Consider the following 17,563-nt stretch of genomic DNA (forward strand, 5'->3'; position numbering starts at 1 on the left):
GACATTACTGCACGTTATTGCCTCACGCTTCAATGAGTTTTCTGGAGCAGATCTGATCAAGCAGAGCCTGCTGATGGCTGATAATGAGCATACCTAATGGCCGACGCTGGCACTCTTCAAGCAGCAATACCCAGATATCTTTTTGAATGGAAGGATCGAGCTGGGCGGTAATTTCATCGGCAATAAGAAAACGTGTCCGCGGATCCAGCGCGCGAAGTAAAGCAATTCGCGCCAGTTCACCGCCAGAAAGCTGTCCGGGACGGCGGGTTAACCACTCAGGGTTGATGTGAAGACGGGTAAGCAGTTCAGCATCAGGTCGCCAGGCATCATAAACCGCATCGCCGGTGCTGCGCCGGGGGTTAAAGGTTAATTCCGGATGCTGTGGCACCAGTTGCACCGGGCAATACTGGTGCATTGGCAGCGGTTGGCCATCAACCAGAATGTCACCCGAGGTCGGTTTTTGCCAGCCCGCCAGTACGCGCCCCAACGTTGTTTTGCCGGTTCCGCTGGGTGCGCAAACCCCAATGCGTTCTCCGGGGCGCAGAGAGAAGGTCAGATTTTGCCATAGCACCTTTCCTCCCTGACAAATCGTCACTTCACGACAGCACAGCATCGCGCTCTCCAAAAAGTTGATTTCTTTCAGGCAGGGCCCGCCATTGGCGTTGCAGATGCTCGCTGATCTCTCCGCGTAACAGCTGTTCCCGGCTGACGTTATCCGACACCCTTCCCTGATGCAGCGCGACAATGCGGTCCGCGTGGCGAGCGGCCAGCGTAAGGTCGTGCGTTACCCATACAACGCCAGCCCCTTGCTCACATTGCTCACGTAGCTGTTCAAGCAGTTGATTAGCCAGCGGTGCATCAAGCCAGGCGGTAATTTCATCCGCCAGAATATAGCGAGCCTGACTCAGCGACGCGTGACAGGCCAGAACACGTTTCGCCATCCCCCCCGAAAGCTGGCGTGGGAAGGCATCTAATACGCGACTTTCCAGTTGGCTACGCTGGAGCAATCGTTCAATTTTTCCGGCATTCCAGGCCTGGCCGGAGAGCTGACTTGCCCTGCGCAGATGTTTTTCAATCGAGAGCAGCGGGTTAAGCGCCTGAACACCTTGCGGGACATAGCTGAAAGTATTGCCACGACATTTGCGAATATCATCACTGTCCAGCGTTTTCCCCTCCAGGGTGATGGAGCCGTTGAAGCGCAAATTGTCCGGTAAGAGATCAAGCAGACATTGCAGCAACAGGCTTTTACCTTCCCCACTTCCCCCAACTAACGCCACCATCTGACCTGGCGCTACATCGAAAGAGATATCCTGCAACAGCGAAGACCAGTTTCTCGCGCCGTACCAGCGATAACGCGCCACGTCCAGCGAGACCTGTCTTAAACTCAACATCCGTCACCTCGTAACCATAAACGATGCACTGCCCTTGCGAACTGATCGAATAACATAACCAGACTGAATAGCATCAGCCCGGGAAACAGCACTAACCACCAGTCGCCATGACTGATAAACCTCAGCGCATCAGCCAGCAGCAGGCCCAGCGATGGTTCATGTGGCGCCAGCCCAAAACCGAGGAAGCTCAACGCCGCGCTGTGCAACACCGCGTGGGGAAACATCAGCAAGGTTCCCGTTAACCACTGGGGTAACAATGCCGGGAGATAGTGATGCCGCCAGCAGTAAAAATGTCCGTGTCCCAGACGCCAGGTTAACGTCAGATAGTCACTGTGGGCCACGCGCTGCGCTTCGGCACGCAGGATTAGCGCCAGACGCGGCCAGTGGGTCAACGCAACCGCCATAATCACCCCATTTTTTCCGCCGCCCAGCGTGAAACAGATCAATATGAGCAACAGCAGATGCGGCATTGACAGCATGGCATCGGTAATCAGACGCATTAGTACATCCAGACGCGGATGTATACGTGAAACCGCCGCCATCATTAATGCGATGAAGCCGCTGCACAACGCCGCGCCAATACCAATTTGCAGACTGGTTAACGCGCCCTGAAAGCAACGAATCCACAGATCGCGACCGAGGTTATCGGTGCCAAACCAATACAGCGCATCAGGCGGTAAATGACGGGCAAGCAGATTAACGCTCAATGGGTTATCCAGCGTCGCTGCGCCATACACCGCAATGCATAGCAGGCAGCTAAAAGAGAGCAGAAGACGAATCAGCGTCGGCGTCGGATTATAGAGCATCAGGTCGCTCCAGAGCACGGTTCAACACATGGACAAGCCAGGTAGACAGCGAGTTGCCAATGAACACTAACACGGTACTGAACAACACAATCCCCATCAGTAACGGCAGATCGCCGCGTAATCCGGCATCAATAGTGGCCTGTCCCAGTCCCGGATAAGCAAAAACTTTTTCCGCCAGCAATGCGCCGCCCAGCAGTTCTCCCAGCGAGGCGAACTGCAGGCACAGCGCGGGCGTGATAGCGTGGCGCAGAACCTGATGACGCAACAGCGACCAGCCTTTATCTCCCTGAGAACGCGCAAAACGGACAAAATCGCTTTTCATCACGCTGGCGATACTTTCCCGCGTATGAAGTGTAATTTGGCCAAGTCCCAATAAACTTAGCGCGCAAACGGGCAGCACTAAATGGCGCAGACGCTCAGCCAGCGTGGCCATATCACCACTGTTGCCCGGCTCCCACGCGCAGCAGACCGGAAATACCGGCCAGCGCACGGCAAATAACGCCAGCAACAGCATGCCAATCCAGAAGGTCGGCAACGACGAAAGCAGATAGCTGAGTCGACAGATTGCTTTATCCGGCCAGCGATTCAGATAACGACCCGCGACAAACCCCATTGCCGTTCCCAGTATGCCGGAGAGCAGCCACGCGCCGCCAAGCAAGGCAAACGAAGTCGCAAAGCGCTCCTTGATTACGCTGGCAACCGGTGCATTAAACAACATTGAGTAGCCGAGATCGCCCTGCAATACACGTATAAACCAGTGACCAAAACGCTCCCATAACGGCTGGTCTAATCCCCAGCGGGCAGCGATACGCGCATATTGTTCCGGCGGCACGTGCAGGAGATCGTTGCCGATATAGGCGCGAATCGGATCGACAGGAGAAAAGCTGAGCAGCATAAAAGTGCCAGCCGCAACCAGCACTAATAACACAATCAGCCGTAGAAAATGGCCTACAACAGACTTCATCAACGGCAGGTCCAGGTCCATTCATCCAGATTATTGAGCAGGGACCAGCTACCGTGGATCTCCGGCGCGCCTTTGCCTAAGTCAATACACGGATTTGCCAGATAAGTGTGCTGAATGTTCAGCAGCCATGCCCAGGCGGCATCGCCCTGCACCCCAGCCCCTTGCTTGCCATCCCACTCCACCTGTTGCCAGAAAGGCAACGCTTTTTGCCAGTCCGGAGCATCAATGGCCTGTTTAAGATGTTGTTCAACGACGGGATTGCTGTAATAGCCTGGATTGTAGTATTCCACGCCCGCGGCCTGATTGCTGTAGTGATGGAAAAGCTCCATCGGATCCAGGCTTCCCCAGCCAAACAGCGTCGGATTCGCATGCATATGCCGCTCAACGGTTTCCCAGCTTCCGGATTGCAGCGAGACCTGAATACCCACGGGCTCCAGCATCGCACGTACGGCCTCGGCTAAATCCCGGCGCGTACTGTCACCGCTGGCGTACCACAGAGTCAGGCGAGCCTCTTTACCGTCTTTCACACGTACGCCGTCTTTCCCCACCTTCCAGCCGGCTTCTTCCAGAATCGTCCGTGCTTTTTCGCTGTCGCCATCTTTGAACGCAACTGACTGTCCCTGCCATGGCAGGCCCTGAACCGCGCTATACGCCGGAATCGCATGACCTTCCATGACCTGATCGGCAAGTTGTTTACGATCGATGGCGTAGTTGATGGCGCGTCTGATGGCGATATCAGCCGTGATATCGTTGCCGACCGGATAACCATTGGCGTCTTTTTTACCCGCAGGGACCATTGGGAACACAATGCCACGGTTTTCCACGCTGTCGCGTACCCAAAGCTTCAAATTCTGCTGTTGAGGGGCGACCGCCATCGAAGGCGCAATACGCACGAGTCCCAGTTGACCACTGCGCGCTGCGGCATAAGCGTTATCTTCATCAAGGAAGACAAACACCAGCTTACTAAAATCATTTTTCTTACCGGCATACCAGGGGTTCGCCTCCACGATCAACTGCTGCCCCGGCTGAAAACTCACCAACCGATAGGGGCCCGCGCCAATCGGATTTTTGGCGAATGTTTTTTCGTCATACCGTTTTTCGGGAACAATACCCAAAGAGCCCAGCACGTTCACAAAGGTGCTCTGCGGGCTGCGCAGCGTGATTTCTACCGTGCGGTTATCTTTCAGGCTGGCATGAGTAAAGTTTCCCATGTCGATTTTGCCGCCGCTCTTTGCGGCTTTATTATAGGTGAACACCACATCTTCAGCGGTTAGCGGGGAACCATCGGAGAATTTAAGGTCGGGTTTTAACTTCAACGTCCAGGTTTTGCCGTCAGCACTGGTTTCAACTTTTTCCGTCAGCAGGTTACCCCAGCTCATATCTGCGTTTTGTTTTAATAATGGTGCATGCAAAAGCAAATAGCTGCCATGACTCCAGCCCAGCATCGGGTCAAACCCTTCCGTTGGCTCAGGTCCAATTGCCAGCTTCAACGTCTGCCCCTCGCTCACATTTTGCGCGGCGAGAAGTGGTGAGGTTAATGCGAGAGTCAATGCGCACGTAAGCAGTGCCAGCTTGCCTTTAATCATTATGTTATCCAGATTTGCGTTATTTTTATGCCGCTCAACGATTCAATGCCGTTAAACGGTCTCCTGGGGAAGGGATTATGGCGGACTGAAATGACGAAAAAAATGATGCGGCGCAGAAAAGTATGACGATTTCCTAAAATTATCATACTTTTTTCTGATACTCCTGATTGAGTACCCTCTGAATCACCGAAAATAGATTAAATGTTAGCCATTCAATTAATGGCAAATTAATTACAACCTAATGATTACAAATACTAATTATTGGTCATTTCCGCTATTTACTTAGCTATAATTAATGACAATTTATGTATATTTATTCAAGAAAAACACCAGAAGTGATAAGTTATGTAAACATATAATGATAATTATTTTTATTATCATTCCCATCAATTATCTTACTTCCTTTGAATTTTTAACAAAGGAAGTTTGACTATGCGCTTAAAACCTGTTGCTTCTGTTGTTCTGTCCTGTTTAGGATTTTCCAGTCCCCTGGCCTTCGCTGAAGATGTTATGGTGGTAACCGCTTCCGGTTACGAAAAGAAAATCACCAACGCTGCCGCCAGCGTCTCCGTTATTTCACAGCAAGAGTTACAAACCAATAAATATAATGATTTAGGCGAAGCCCTGCGTTCTGTTGAAGGGGTGGATGTTGAAAGCAGCACCGGTAAAACCGGTGGCCTGGAGATCAGCATTCGTGGCATGCCCGCCAGTTATACCTTGATCCTGATTGACGGTATTCGTCAAAACGGCAGCAGCGATGTGACGCCAAACGGCTTCTCAGCTATGAATACCAGCTTTATGCCTCCACTGGCGGCAATCGATCATATTGAGGTGATCCGCGGCCCGATGTCGACGCTTTACGGCTCCGACGCAATCGGTGGCGTGGTGAATATCATTACCAAAAAAAGCACCGATAAATGGAGCACCTCCATCAATACCGGCGTTAACCTGCAAGAGAGTAATAAATGGGGTAACAGCACGGTCGCCAACTTCTGGTCAAGCGGCCCGTTAATCGCTGGCGTACTGGATATGCAGGTTCGGGGTAGCACCACCCAACGTCAGGGTTCCAGCGTTACCTCCCTGAGCGATACCTCCTCCACTCGCGTACCTTATCCTACCGAGTCAGAAAACTATAACATCGGCACGCGACTCGACTGGAAGACGAATGAAAGCAATACGCTATGGTTAGATCTCGACTCCGCCAGACAGCGCTATGATAACGATGACGGTCAGTTGGGTAACCTGACGGGGGGTTACGATAAAACGCTGCGCTATGAGCGTAACAAAGTCACCCTCGGCCACGATACCGCCTTAACGTTCGGCACATGGAAATCCTCCCTCGGCTGGAATGAAACTGAGAACAAAGGACGACAACTGGTCTCCTCCGCACTCACGCCAGAGAACGCAGGCCGGGCCGGTGACGCACGTGAACTGAAGAACACTAACGTCATTCTGGACTCAGTACTGCTGACGCCATTAGGTGATTCGCACCTCTTAACCCTCGGCGGGGAATATTGGGATGCGCGGATGAAAGACGGTGTGGTGCTGGCCAATACCGGCGAAACGTTCCATCAAAAAACGTGGGCAGCCTATGTAGAAGATGAATGGCATATTCTCGACTCGTTGGCCTTAACCGCAGGGACACGCTACGAGCATAACGATGTCTTTGGCGGTCATTTCAGCCCACGAGCGTATATGGTTTGGGACGTATCCGACGAATGGACGCTCAAAGGCGGCGTGACGACAGGTTATAAAGCGCCATCACTGAGCCAGTTACATAACGGGATCAGCGGCGTAACCGCGCAAGGAACCGTGAATACGGTCGGTAATCCGGACCTAAAACCAGAGGAAAGTATCAGCTACGAAACCGGGCTGTATTACGAGAACGACACCGGGCTGAACGCCAACATTACCGGCTTCTATACCGAATACAAAAATAAAATTGTCTCGTATTCTATCGATGATAATACCAACAGCTATACCAACAGCGGCAAGGCAAGGACCGATGGCGTTGAATTTGCCAGCACCTTCCCTCTGTGGTCGGATGTGCTGACTTTATCCCTCAACTACACCTACACCCAGAGCAAGCAAAAAGATGGTGACAATAAAGGCGCGCCGTTAAGCTACACGCCAAAACATATGGCTAACGCTCGCCTGAACTGGCAGGCAACGGAAGATATGAATGCCTGGCTGAGCGCACGTTATCGCGGTAAAGCCCCACGCTTTACCGAAAATTACAACAACCTCAGCGCAGTACAAAAGGCCGTCTATGACGATAAAGGCGCTGATTTAAAAGCCTGGACCGTTCTCGACATGGGGATGTCTTATAAGCTGACCAAAGATCTGACGCTGAATACGGCGGTCAATAACGTGCTGGATAAAGACTTTAGCGAGGTTAAACTTTATCAGGTGGGGCGTAATAGCACCTACGCAGGAGATTACTATCAGACTGCACAATCCACTACCGGATACGTAAACCCGGGCCGTAACTATTGGGTATCATTAAACTACCAGTTCTGATTTAGTTTTTTCCTACCAGACGGGCTGTCAATGATAGCCCGTCTACCACTGGGTTTCATCAAATGCCCGGCACTGTTCTTTTTGCCAGCCAGCGGGGCTCCAATGTTTTTACCAGAGATAAAGCTGCAAGGAATATTTTCGTCCTCGGCAGAGAAAAATGACAGAACGAGAGATAAAGCTGAACTGGGACAGAATAGTCTGGGCGAGGCTTTAATCGATAGCTTTAAATAGCCATTATGTTTTATGAGTCACGGAGCAACGAGTGCCCCGTGACAGTCATTAACTTACTTCAAATACTCTCCGCTGCGCAGCGCTTCAATACGTTTATCCAACGGCGGGTGAGTCATAAACAGCTCACTCAACGACTTGGATTTACCGTTGATGCAGAACGCCATCATGCTGGTCGCTTCCTGCGGCTCATAGCTGGTTTTCAGACGCTGCAGCGCGGCGATCATTTTCTCACGCCCCACCAGTTTTGCTGAACCGGCATCCGCATGGAATTCACGATGACGTGAGAACCACATGGTAATAATGCTCGCCAGAATACCAAACACCAGTTCCAGCACCGTCGCCACTGCGAAGTAGATCAATGGGTTGCCGTTACTGCCCTCACCCTCATCGCGGTTTCCGCCCATAAAGCCAGCGGCAATTTGCGCCAGAATACGTGAGATAAAGATAACGAAGGTGTTCACCACACCCTGAATGAGCGTCATGGTAACCATATCGCCATTAGCAATGTGGCTGATTTCATGCGCGATAACGGCTTCGGCTTCGTCCGGGCTCATGTTTTGCAACAGGCCTGTACTCACAGCCACCAGCGAAGCATCCCGGCGCGCACCGGTAGCAAACGCGTTAATATCTGGCGCATGGTAGATTGCAACCTGCGGCATAGCGATCCCAGCCTGGCGAGCCTGATTCGCTACCGTATTCATCAGCCAGCGTTCTCTTTCATTGCGAGGCTGTTCGATCACTTCCCCACCAACGGATTTTAACGCCATCCATTTGGACATCAGCAGCGAAATGAAGGAACCACCAAAACCAAACAGCAGTGCCATGATCAACAAGCCTTGAACGCTGCTTGACTGAATCCCTGTCAGGCTCAATACCAGCCCGAAAACGACCATCACAGCCAGGTTCGTCAGCAGGAAGAGCGCGATTCGCATCATAATTTTCTTTTAACCTCAATTTAACAAAACGCACTATGCGATTACCCATATCGTATGGGTCTTATGGCTATTTTCAAGCATCCATAGGTGCTAAGTCACCAGAAAGACACAACTTTACATTTTATCGTATCACACTGACGTCTTCATGCGTTTGTTAAAAAAACAGGCACAATTCCTTGTGCCTGTTGGAGGTTATTTACTGGTTGCGGGCTGTTCCGCTGGCTTTTCTTTTTCAAGATGCGCCAGGTCAAGCGCAATTTTTACCGTTTCATCCAGGTAGGGATCTGGTTCCTGGTAATCCTTCGGTAAATCGTCCAGTTTTTTCAGCGGCGGCTTACCTTCTCGCTTAAACCGATCGTTGATACGCGCCAGACGCATTGCGTCATCTTCGTTATTCTCTTTCTCACGCTGAGCATAATTGAGAGAAGCGATGTTGCGTTTATCCTTCATCGCATTGAAACGCGCAATATCCTTCATGATGTACTGGAACTCAGGATCGTTGGCAATACGTGCATTGTGCTCTTTTAACAATTCAGGTCCGAACGGCGTCAGATTCTCTGATTTGGTGTAGGTCGCAGCATCAATGCTATCCCACGGCAGCGCGTTATCTTCAAACTTCTCACCGGTTTCCGTTTCTTCATTACCTGTCGGCATGATGATGTCCGGCGTAACGCCCTTACGCTGTGTACTGCCACCGTTTACACGGTAGAATTTCTGGATCGTATACTGAACAGAACCCAGCGCCGGCCATTCCGGACGCAGCATCTGATCATAAATACGGTTCAGAGAGCGATACTGCTGTACAGTGCCTTTCCCGAAAGTCGGTTCACCAACGATCAGCGCACGACCATAATCCTGCATTGCCGCAGCAAAAATCTCTGATGCCGAAGCACTGAAGCGATCGACTAACACTACCAGCGGGCCTTTGTAGTACACAACGCCGTCGGTATCGCTGTCTTCACGCACTTTACCGTTATTGTCACGAACCTGAACCACCGGGCCGGAAGGAATGAACAGACCGGAGAGCGAAACGGCTTCGGTCAGCGCGCCGCCACCGTTAGTGCGCAGATCGATAATGATGCTGCTGACGTTCTGTTTTTCCAGCTTCTGCAACTGAACTTTGACATCATCCGTCAGGCCAACATAGAAGCCAGGGATATCCAGTACGCCGACTTTTTCTTTGCCAACGGTTTTCACGGACATTTTCACGGCGCGGTCTTCGAGACGAATACGTTCACGCGTTAACGTGACGGTGCGCGTCTTGGTTCCTTTACCGGCAGGCAGGATTTCAAGGCGAACTTTGCTGCCTTTGGGTCCTTTGATCAGCGCAACAACGTCATCCAGACGCCAGCCAATCACGTCGACCATTCCCTTACCGGTCTGACCCACGCCGACAATACGGTCGCCAACGCTTATTGCTTTGCTCTTGGCTGCCGGGCCGCCCGCCACCATGGAGTTAATGACGGTGTAGTCATCATCCATTTGCAAAACCGCGCCAATACCTTCCAGAGACAGGCTCATTTCAGTATTGAACTGTTCGGTATTGCGTGGAGAGAGATAGTTAGTATGCGGGTCGATCTCACGGGCGAAAGCCGTCATCGCCAGAGAGAACACATCTTCGCTGTTGGTCTGCGCCAGACGGCGAATCGCAAACTTGTAGCGACGCGTCAGCGTTTCACGAATTTCCGCATCGGTTTTGCCGGTCAGCTTCAGGCTGAGTTCGTCAAATTTAACCTTGCCGTCCCACAGCGCGTTAAGCTCTGCTTCGCTCTTCGGCCATGGCGCTTTGCTCCGGTCGAGGTTAAAGGTGTCGGTACCGGTGAAATCCATTGGACGTGCCAGTACGCTTAAAGCGTACTGATAACGTTCAAATCGGCGTTTTTGCGCCAGATTATAGAGATCGTAAAAGACATCCAGCTTGCCGGTACGCAGTTCATCGCCAAGGACCGTTTTCTTTTTTGCATACTGTTCGATATCGCTCGCCAACAGCACGTTGTGGCTGTAGTCGAGCAGATTCAAATAGCGGTCAAAAATTTTTGCCGAAAACGCCTGATCCAGATCGAACTGGCGATAGTGCGAACGCGTAAAACGCGATGTCACACGTTCACTTACCGTCGCATGCTGGGTTTCTTCCTTTAAAACGGGGATTTGATCGGCACGCGTGATATCTTCCACAGCAAGTGCCTGGCCTGCTAATGCAAGCAGACCAGCTAACGCAGTAAGCCTAAAAAAAGTGTTCATGCCAGGCCTGGCCTCCGTTTCAGAACACCAGGTGTTCTGCGCGTACAATCAAAGACATACCCGAATTCAGCTGTACACGGACGCCATCTTTGGTGATTTCTAATACGGTGGCATCCATCGCATTATTACCTGCTTTCACCTTCAGAGACTGCCCTACCGTCAGTACTGAAATATCAGATACCGGGGTATGCTGTTCTTCACGAGGAGCACGCGGTGCTTTTGCTGCTGGTTTCTCAGCGCGAGGTTTACGCTCAGCGCCTTCTTTACGACGCGGTGCAGGACGCGGCTTACGCTCGCGACGCGGTGCGTCTTCTTTTTCACCGGCAGCAGCGGCTGCTTCGCGTTTTTTCGCCTGTTGCTCTGCACGTTGCGCCTGAACGCGGGCTTTAGCTTCTTCCAGCTGTTTGCGAGCATGTTCAACGTGCTGCTCATCCAGCTCACCACAAGGGTTACCGTCGAGATCAACACGCGTTGCGCCCAATTTAACGCCATACAGATAGCGCCAGCTTGAAGTATAGAGACGTAAGGCAGAGCGGAGCTGCGTCTTGCTGAGGTTCATTTCGCCCTCAACACGCTCTACCAGATCCTGAAAAATGCCAATTTTCAGTGGGCGCGCTTCGCCTTCCGCACTAAAACACTGCGGGAAGCGTTCGGCCAGAAACGCGATGACTTCTTTACTGCTATTCAACTTAGGTTGATTTTCCATGAAATTTCCTGATTACAACGGACGTAGCCAACAAGCGCAGGCATGAACAGGCGACATTATAATGACGTCATCAGTAATTGCTACGTTATCCGTTGATTATCCTGCGACGCGCGCAAAGAATTTTTTGTAATCCGTCGTTGCAAGCACGGTTTCAAGCTGTGCCACCAGCGTTCGCAGCCCCTGTTCATCCTCGTCAGTAAAGCGGCCAAACGCCGTGCTATCGATATCCAGCACGCCGATTATCTGATTTTCGACGGTGATTGGCAGGACGATTTCAGCGTTGCTGGCGGCATCACATGCGATGTGTCCGTCAAAAGCATGAACGTCCTCAATGCGCTGAACCTGGTTCTGCGCTACTGCGGTCCCACACACCCCGCGTCCTACCGGGATCCGCACGCAGGCGATTTTTCCCTGGAAAGGTCCCAGCACCAGCGTATCGTTTTCGAGCAGATAAAAACCGGCCCAGTTTACTTCTGCAAGACGTTCGTACAACAACGCGCTGGTATTTGCCAGCGTTGCCAGAAAACTGGTTTCACCTGCCATTAATGCCTGAAAGTCACGGTTCAGATCCGTGTATAGCTCTGTTTTGTTCATTATGTAATCACTTAGTTGTCTTACTTAAAGCTGCAGCCTACTAAAATAAACATTAAATGCGTTAATGCTCAAGATCATTCCCGTCATGAGTTAAGATAACATTACTTCAACAATTTGATTCGCGATACATGGCCTTAACGACACCACGCATCACGCCGACTAAAAAAATAGCCATCAGGTCCATTGGTGATGCACTCCCTCGTGCGCATTACCATCGTTGCCCTGAATGTGACCTGATCTTTAGCTTGCCTAAAATGCGTTCGCATCAAAGTGCATTTTGCCCACGCTGTCAGGCAAAAATTCGTGACGGACGCGACTGGTCATTAACACGACTGGCGGCTATGGCTTTCACCATGCTGCTGCTGATGCCCTTTGCCTGGGGAGAACCGCTCCTGCACATCTATTTATTAGGTGTGCGCATTGACGCCAATGTGCTGCAAGGCATCTGGCAAATGACCCGACAAGGCGACCCACTCACCGCATCCTTCGTACTCTTTTGCGTTGCCGGTGCGCCCATCATTCTCGTGACCTCAATCGCTTATCTGTGGTTTGGCAATATTCTTGGGATGAACCTGCGCCCAGTGCTGCTGATGCTGGAAAGGCTCAAAGAATGGGTGATGCTTGATATCTATCTGGTAGGCATTGGCGTCGCATCAATCAAAGTTCAGGACTATGCTTTTTTGCAACCCGGTGTAGGTCTGTTTGCTTTTATTGCGCTGGTGATCCTCAGTGTTTTGACGCTGTCGCACCTTAACGTTGAGCAGCTTTGGGACCGTTTCTACCCGCAAAGACCAGCCCGTCGGCCCGATGAAAAACTCCGCGTCTGCCTCGGCTGCCACTTTACAGGTTATCCGGACGCCCGAGGTCGCTGCCCTCGCTGTCATATCCCGTTGCGCTGGCGCAGGAATCAAAGTATCCAAAAGTGTTGGGCTGCTCTGCTGGCCTCGATCGTCCTGCTTTTGCCTGCTAATCTGCTGCCCATCTCGGTAATTTATGTCAATGGCGGCCGCCAGGAAGACACGATCCTGTCAGGCATAATGTCCCTGGCGAACAGCAACGTTGGCGTAGCGGCGATTGTTTTTATCGCCAGTATTCTGGTGCCATTCACCAAAGTGATTGTGATGTTTACGTTGCTCATCAGCATCCATTTTAGATGTGAGCAAGGATTGCGTACCCGCATCAAACTGCTGCGTATGGTGACCTGGATTGGTCGCTGGTCGATGCTGGATCTCTTTGTTATCGCTTTAACCATGTCGCTGATTAATCGCGATCAGATACTTGCTTTTACTATGGGGCCAGCTGCGTTTTATTTCGGCGCAGCGGTAATATTGACTATTCTTGCTGTGGAATGGCTGGACAGCCGCTTACTTTGGGATGCACATGAGTCAGGAAACGCCCGCTTCGCAGACTGAAGCGCAGATTAAAACTAAACGCCGTATCTCTCCATTCTGGCTGCTGCCTTTCATCGCGCTGATGATTGCAGGATGGCTTATCTGGGGAAGCTATGAAGATCGCGGCAATACCGTAACCATTGACTTTATGTCTGCTGACGGCATTGTACCGGGCCGTACTCCCGTTCGTTATCAGGGCGTTGAAGTGGGCACCGTGCAAGATATCAACCTCAGCGAAGATCTACGCAAAATTGAAGTGCGCGTCAGCATCAAATCGACCATGAAAGATGCTCTGCGCAAAGATACCCAGTTCTGGTTGGTCACGCCGAAAGCGTCGCTGGCGGGGGTTTCTGGCCTGGATGCGTTGGTTGGCGGCAACTATATCGGCATGATGCCCGGAACCGGCGAGCCGGAAGATCATTTCGTCGCCCTCGATACGCAGCCCAAATATCGTCTGGATAATGGCGATTTGATGCTGCACCTGCGCGCCCCTGACCTCGGGTCGCTCAATAGCGGTTCGCTGGTTTATTTCCGCAAGATTCCGGTGGGCCGGGTGTATGACTACACCATCAACCCAAATCATCAGGGCGTAACCATCGACGTGCTGATCGAACGTCGCTTTACCAACCTGGTGAAAAAAGGCAGCCGTTTCTGGAACGTGTCCGGTGTGAATGCGGATGTCAGCCTCAGCGGAGCGAAGATCAAGCTGGAGAGTCTGGCGGCGCTGGTCAATGGCGCCATTGCTTTTGATTCGCCCGAAGACTCTAAACCCGCGGTGGCCGATGACACGTTTGGTTTGTATCAGGATCTCGCGCACAGCCAGCGGGGAGTGATCGTCAAGCTTGATTTACCCAGCGGCGATGGACTCAAGGCCGGCTCAACGTCGCTGATGTATCAAGGATTAGAAGTCGGGCAACTGACCAAACTGGATTTAAATCCAGGCGGTAAAGTGACCGGCGAAATGACGGTCGATCCCAGCGTAGTAACGCTGCTGCGCGACAATACGCGGATTGAATTACACAGCCCTAAATTATCGTTAAACGATGCAAATATCAGTTCGCTACTAACGGGCAAAACTTTCGAGCTGGTACCTGGCGAGGGCGAGCCGCGTAACCAGTTTGCGGTTATTCCTGCTGAGAAGTCGTTGTTACACGATCCGGGCGTCATGACGCTTACGCTGATCGCGCCGGAGAGTTACGGTATTGATGCCGGTCAGCCACTGATTCTTCACGGCGTACAGGTCGGTCAGGTGATTGATCGCACGCTCTCTGGCAAAGGTGTTTCATTTACCGTTGCCATCGAACCACAGCATCGCGCCCTGGTGCAAGGTGACAGTAAGTTTGTGGTCAACAGCCGGGTTGACGTCAAGGTCGGGCTTGATGGCGTGGAATTCCTTGGCGCCAGCGCCAGCGAATGGCTCAGCGGCGGCATTCGTATTTTGCCCGGTACCAAGGGTGAAATGAAAAAAAGCTACCCGCTGTATGCCAACCTGGAAAAAGCGATTGAAAACAGCCTGAGCGATCTGCCAACTACCACGCTCAGCCTGAGCGCCGAAACGCTGCCTGATGTGCAGGCCGGTTCGGTGGTCTTATACCGCAAATTCGAGGTCGGTGAAGTGATTAGCGTTCGCCCACGCGCCGATGCGTTTGATATCGATCTGCATATCAAACCGGAATATCGCAACCTGCTGACCAGCAACAGCGTATTCTGGGCCGAAGGCGGGGCAAAGGTTCAGCTTAACGGTAGCGGATTGACCGTACAGGCATCTCCCCTGTCGCGAGCGCTCAAAGGGGCGATTAGCTTCGATAACCTAAGCGGTGCCAGCGCCAGCCAACGCAAAGGCGACAAGCGTATTCTGTATGCTTCCGAAACCGCTGCACGTGCAGTGGGCGGGCAGATAACCCTACACGCGTTCGATGCCGGTAAACTCGCGGCCGGCATGCCAATTCGCTACCTGGGGATCGATATCGGCCAGATCCAGACGCTTGAGCTCATCACCGCCCGTAACGAAGTTCAGGCAAAAGCGGTTTTGTATCCGGAATACGTGCAGACTTTTGCCCGTAGCGGTACCCGCTTCTCCGTGATCACACCGCAAATCTCAGCGGCAGGCGTCGAGCATCTGGATACGATCTTACAGCCGTATATTAACGTTGAACCAGGACGCGGTAACCCGCGCCGTGATTTTGAACTGCAGGAAGCCACCATTACCGACTCTCGTTACCTCGATGGTCTGAGTATTGTGGTAGAAGCGCCGGAAGCAGGTTCGCTGAATATCGGTACGCCTGTCCTGTTCAGAGGCATTGAAGTGGGGACCGTCACCGGGCTGACGCTGGGCTCGCTTTCTGACCGCGTGATGGTGGCGATGCGCATTAGCCAGCGCTATCAGCATCTGGTGCGGAACAATTCAGTGTTCTGGCTGGCATCCGGATACAATCTCGACTTTGGTTTGACCGGCGGCGTCGTGAAGACCGGTACCTTCAATCAGTTCATTCGCGGCGGAATCGCCTTCGCTACGCCACCGGGTACGCCGCTGGCCCCGAAAGCGCAGGCAGGTAAACACTTCCTGCTGCTCGAAAGCGAACCAAAAGAGTGGCGTGAATGGGGAACCGCCCTGCCACGTTAATCTCTCCCCTTGCTCCGGCGTACATACTCGCGCCGGAGCACTTATGCTACACTGCGCACCTGTTTTTTTGCCGGTGGTACCAAGTGGCTTATTTTCCCGACGCCTTTCTAAACCAAATGCGTGAAGCAATGCCTTCCACGCTCTCATTTGATGATTTTCTCGCTGCCTGCCAGCGTCCGCTTCGTCGCAGCATCCGCGTCAATACGCTGAAAATCTCCGTTGCCGACTTCCTCACTCTGACTGCACCTTACAACTGGTCGCTCACTCCGATACCCTGGTGCGCTGAAGGTTTCTGGATCGAACGCGATGATGAAAAGTCAGTACCGCTCGGCAGTACCGCGGAACATTTAAGCGGCCTGTTTTATATTCAGGAAGCCAGCTCAATGCTGCCGGTCGCCGCGCTGTTTGCCGATGGCAATACCCCGGATCGCGTGATGGATGTCGCGGCAGCCCCCGGCTCCAAAACCACGCAAATTGCCGCAAAAATGAAAAATCAGGGTGCGATTCTGGCGAATGAGTTTTCCGCCAGTCGCGTCAAAGTCCTGCATGCCAATATCAGCCGATGCGGGATAGCCAATGTCGCGCTAACCCATTTTGACGGGCGGGTATTTGGCGCAGCGTTGCCAGAAGCCTTCGATGCCATTTTGCTGGACGCGCCGTGTTCCGGTGAAGGCGTGGTGCGTAAAGATCCCGATGCGCTAAAAAACTGGTCGCCAGAAAGTAATCTGGAAATTGCCGCAACCCAGCGCGAACTTCTCGACAGCGCCTTTCATGCCTTGCGTCCCGGCGGCACGTTGGTTTACTCGACCTGCACGCTGAACCGTGACGAAAATGAAGACATTATGCAGTGGTTGATTGAGACCTACCCGGACGCCGTCGAGTTTTTACCACTGGGCGATTTATTCCCGCAGGCTGAACGCGCCCTGACCCCGGAAGGATTCCTGCATGTGTTCCCGCAGATCTACGATTGTGAAGGTTTTTTCGTCGCGCGTCTGCGCAAAACTGCCGCGATCCCTGCACTACCGACGCCAAAATACAAAGTCGGTAACTTCCCGTTCAGCCCGCTTAAAGGACGTGAATCCGCGCTTGTCACTCAGGCCGCTAACGCCTGTGGATTGCAGTGGGAAGACACTCTGCGCCTGTGGCAGCGTGATAAAGAGATTTGGCTGTTCCCAACCGAGATTGAACCCCTGATCGGCAAAGTCCGCTTTTCCCGACTTGGCATCAAACTCGCTGAAACGCACAATAAAGGGTACCGCTGGCAGCATGAAGCCGTCATTGCTCTCGCCAGCACAAATCACAGCCATGCGTTCGAACTGACCCTTGCCGAAGCCGAAGAGTGGTACCGCGGACGGGATGTCTACCCGCAGACCGCACCGACCACCGACGATGTGCTGGTTACGTTCCAGCATCAGCCGATTGGCCTGGCGAAACGTATTGGATCGCGATTAAAGAATAGCTACCCGCGCGATCTTGTCCGGGATGGCAAACTCTTTACAGGATAACGCACGTTTTTACTGGCGCTTTTGCTAACGTTGACTACGCTGAAAAATGGACGGCCTAACTGGTCGTACC

Annotated in this window: 13 protein-coding genes; 4 read left to right on the forward strand and 9 right to left on the reverse strand. The window is 52.4% G+C overall.

Annotated features, from left to right (window positions below; genetic code table 11):
* Positions 1–22: 22 nt before the first annotated feature.
* Genes HV229_RS14295 through HV229_RS14315 form a run of 5 tightly spaced genes read right to left on the reverse strand, consistent with a single transcriptional unit; the run spans position 23 to position 4,747 of the window.
* The gene (locus HV229_RS14295) at positions 23–613 is read right to left on the reverse strand and encodes an ATP-binding cassette domain-containing protein (protein WP_181545691.1); all 591 of its coding nucleotides are present in this window, start codon (positions 611–613) and stop codon (positions 23–25) included.
* The gene (locus HV229_RS14300; RefSeq protein WP_115190673.1) at positions 597–1,391 is read right to left on the reverse strand and encodes an ATP-binding cassette domain-containing protein; all 795 of its coding nucleotides are present in this window, start codon (positions 1,389–1,391) and stop codon (positions 597–599) included. The genes HV229_RS14295 and HV229_RS14300 overlap by 17 nt, the downstream gene beginning before the upstream one ends.
* Positions 1,385–2,197: an ABC transporter permease gene (locus tag HV229_RS14305; RefSeq protein ID WP_181545692.1), complete on the reverse strand. Its 813-nt coding sequence runs from the start codon at positions 2,195–2,197 to the stop codon at positions 1,385–1,387. The genes HV229_RS14300 and HV229_RS14305 overlap by 7 nt, the downstream gene beginning before the upstream one ends.
* A complete protein-coding gene (locus tag HV229_RS14310; protein ID WP_016156289.1) occupies positions 2,187–3,161 on the reverse strand; it encodes an ABC transporter permease in 975 nt (324 codons plus the stop codon). Before HV229_RS14310 ends, HV229_RS14305 begins: the two co-directional genes overlap by 11 nt.
* A complete protein-coding gene (locus HV229_RS14315) occupies positions 3,161–4,747 on the reverse strand; it encodes an ABC transporter substrate-binding protein (RefSeq protein ID WP_181545693.1) in 1,587 nt (528 codons plus the stop codon). The genes HV229_RS14310 and HV229_RS14315 overlap by 1 nt, the downstream gene beginning before the upstream one ends.
* Positions 4,748–5,179: 432 nt before the next feature.
* Here HV229_RS14315 and HV229_RS14320 point away from each other — a divergent pair, with 432 nt between their 5' ends.
* Positions 5,180–7,267: a TonB-dependent receptor gene (locus HV229_RS14320; protein WP_049271218.1), complete on the forward strand. Its 2,088-nt coding sequence runs from the start codon at positions 5,180–5,182 to the stop codon at positions 7,265–7,267.
* A 284-nt stretch (positions 7,268–7,551) separates the two neighbouring features.
* Here the strand turns inward: HV229_RS14320 and htpX are convergent, their stop codons facing one another.
* The 4 genes from htpX to HV229_RS14340 form a co-directional block, all read right to left on the reverse strand.
* Positions 7,552–8,433 (reverse strand): protease HtpX, encoded by an 882-nt coding sequence (gene htpX, locus HV229_RS14325; protein ID WP_003034964.1) that lies wholly within the window; start codon positions 8,431–8,433, stop codon positions 7,552–7,554.
* 192 nt (positions 8,434–8,625) lie between these two features.
* Positions 8,626–10,674: a carboxy terminal-processing peptidase gene (gene prc, locus HV229_RS14330; RefSeq protein ID WP_029139508.1), complete on the reverse strand. Its 2,049-nt coding sequence runs from the start codon at positions 10,672–10,674 to the stop codon at positions 8,626–8,628.
* A gap of 19 nt (positions 10,675–10,693) precedes the next feature.
* Complete coding sequence (proQ, locus tag HV229_RS14335) at positions 10,694–11,380, reverse strand: RNA chaperone ProQ (RefSeq protein WP_003833781.1); 687 nt, start codon at positions 11,378–11,380, stop codon at positions 10,694–10,696.
* A gap of 96 nt (positions 11,381–11,476) precedes the next feature.
* Entirely contained in the window at positions 11,477–11,974 is a 498-nt protein-coding gene (locus HV229_RS14340; protein ID WP_016152783.1) for a GAF domain-containing protein, read from the reverse strand.
* 128 nt (positions 11,975–12,102) lie between these two features.
* Between HV229_RS14340 and yebS the strand changes: the two genes are divergently transcribed.
* From yebS to rsmF, 3 genes are all read left to right on the forward strand, one after another.
* Positions 12,103–13,386 carry a membrane integrity lipid transport subunit YebS gene (gene yebS, locus HV229_RS14345; protein WP_016152782.1) on the forward strand — a complete coding sequence of 428 codons (1,284 nt, stop codon included), beginning with the start codon at positions 12,103–12,105 and terminating at the stop codon, positions 13,384–13,386.
* Positions 13,355–15,988: a PqiB family protein gene (locus HV229_RS14350; protein WP_016156286.1), complete on the forward strand. Its 2,634-nt coding sequence runs from the start codon at positions 13,355–13,357 to the stop codon at positions 15,986–15,988. Before yebS ends, HV229_RS14350 begins: the two co-directional genes overlap by 32 nt.
* 116 nt (positions 15,989–16,104) lie before the next feature.
* Positions 16,105–17,493, forward strand: coding sequence for a 16S rRNA (cytosine(1407)-C(5))-methyltransferase RsmF (gene rsmF / locus HV229_RS14355; RefSeq protein WP_032947083.1), 1,389 nt, complete (start codon positions 16,105–16,107; stop codon positions 17,491–17,493).
* The last annotated feature ends 70 nt before the right edge of the window (positions 17,494–17,563 follow it).

This window comes from Citrobacter sp. RHBSTW-00524 (assembly GCF_013747755.1).
In the GTDB taxonomy this organism is placed as follows: domain Bacteria; phylum Pseudomonadota; class Gammaproteobacteria; order Enterobacterales; family Enterobacteriaceae; genus Citrobacter; species Citrobacter braakii.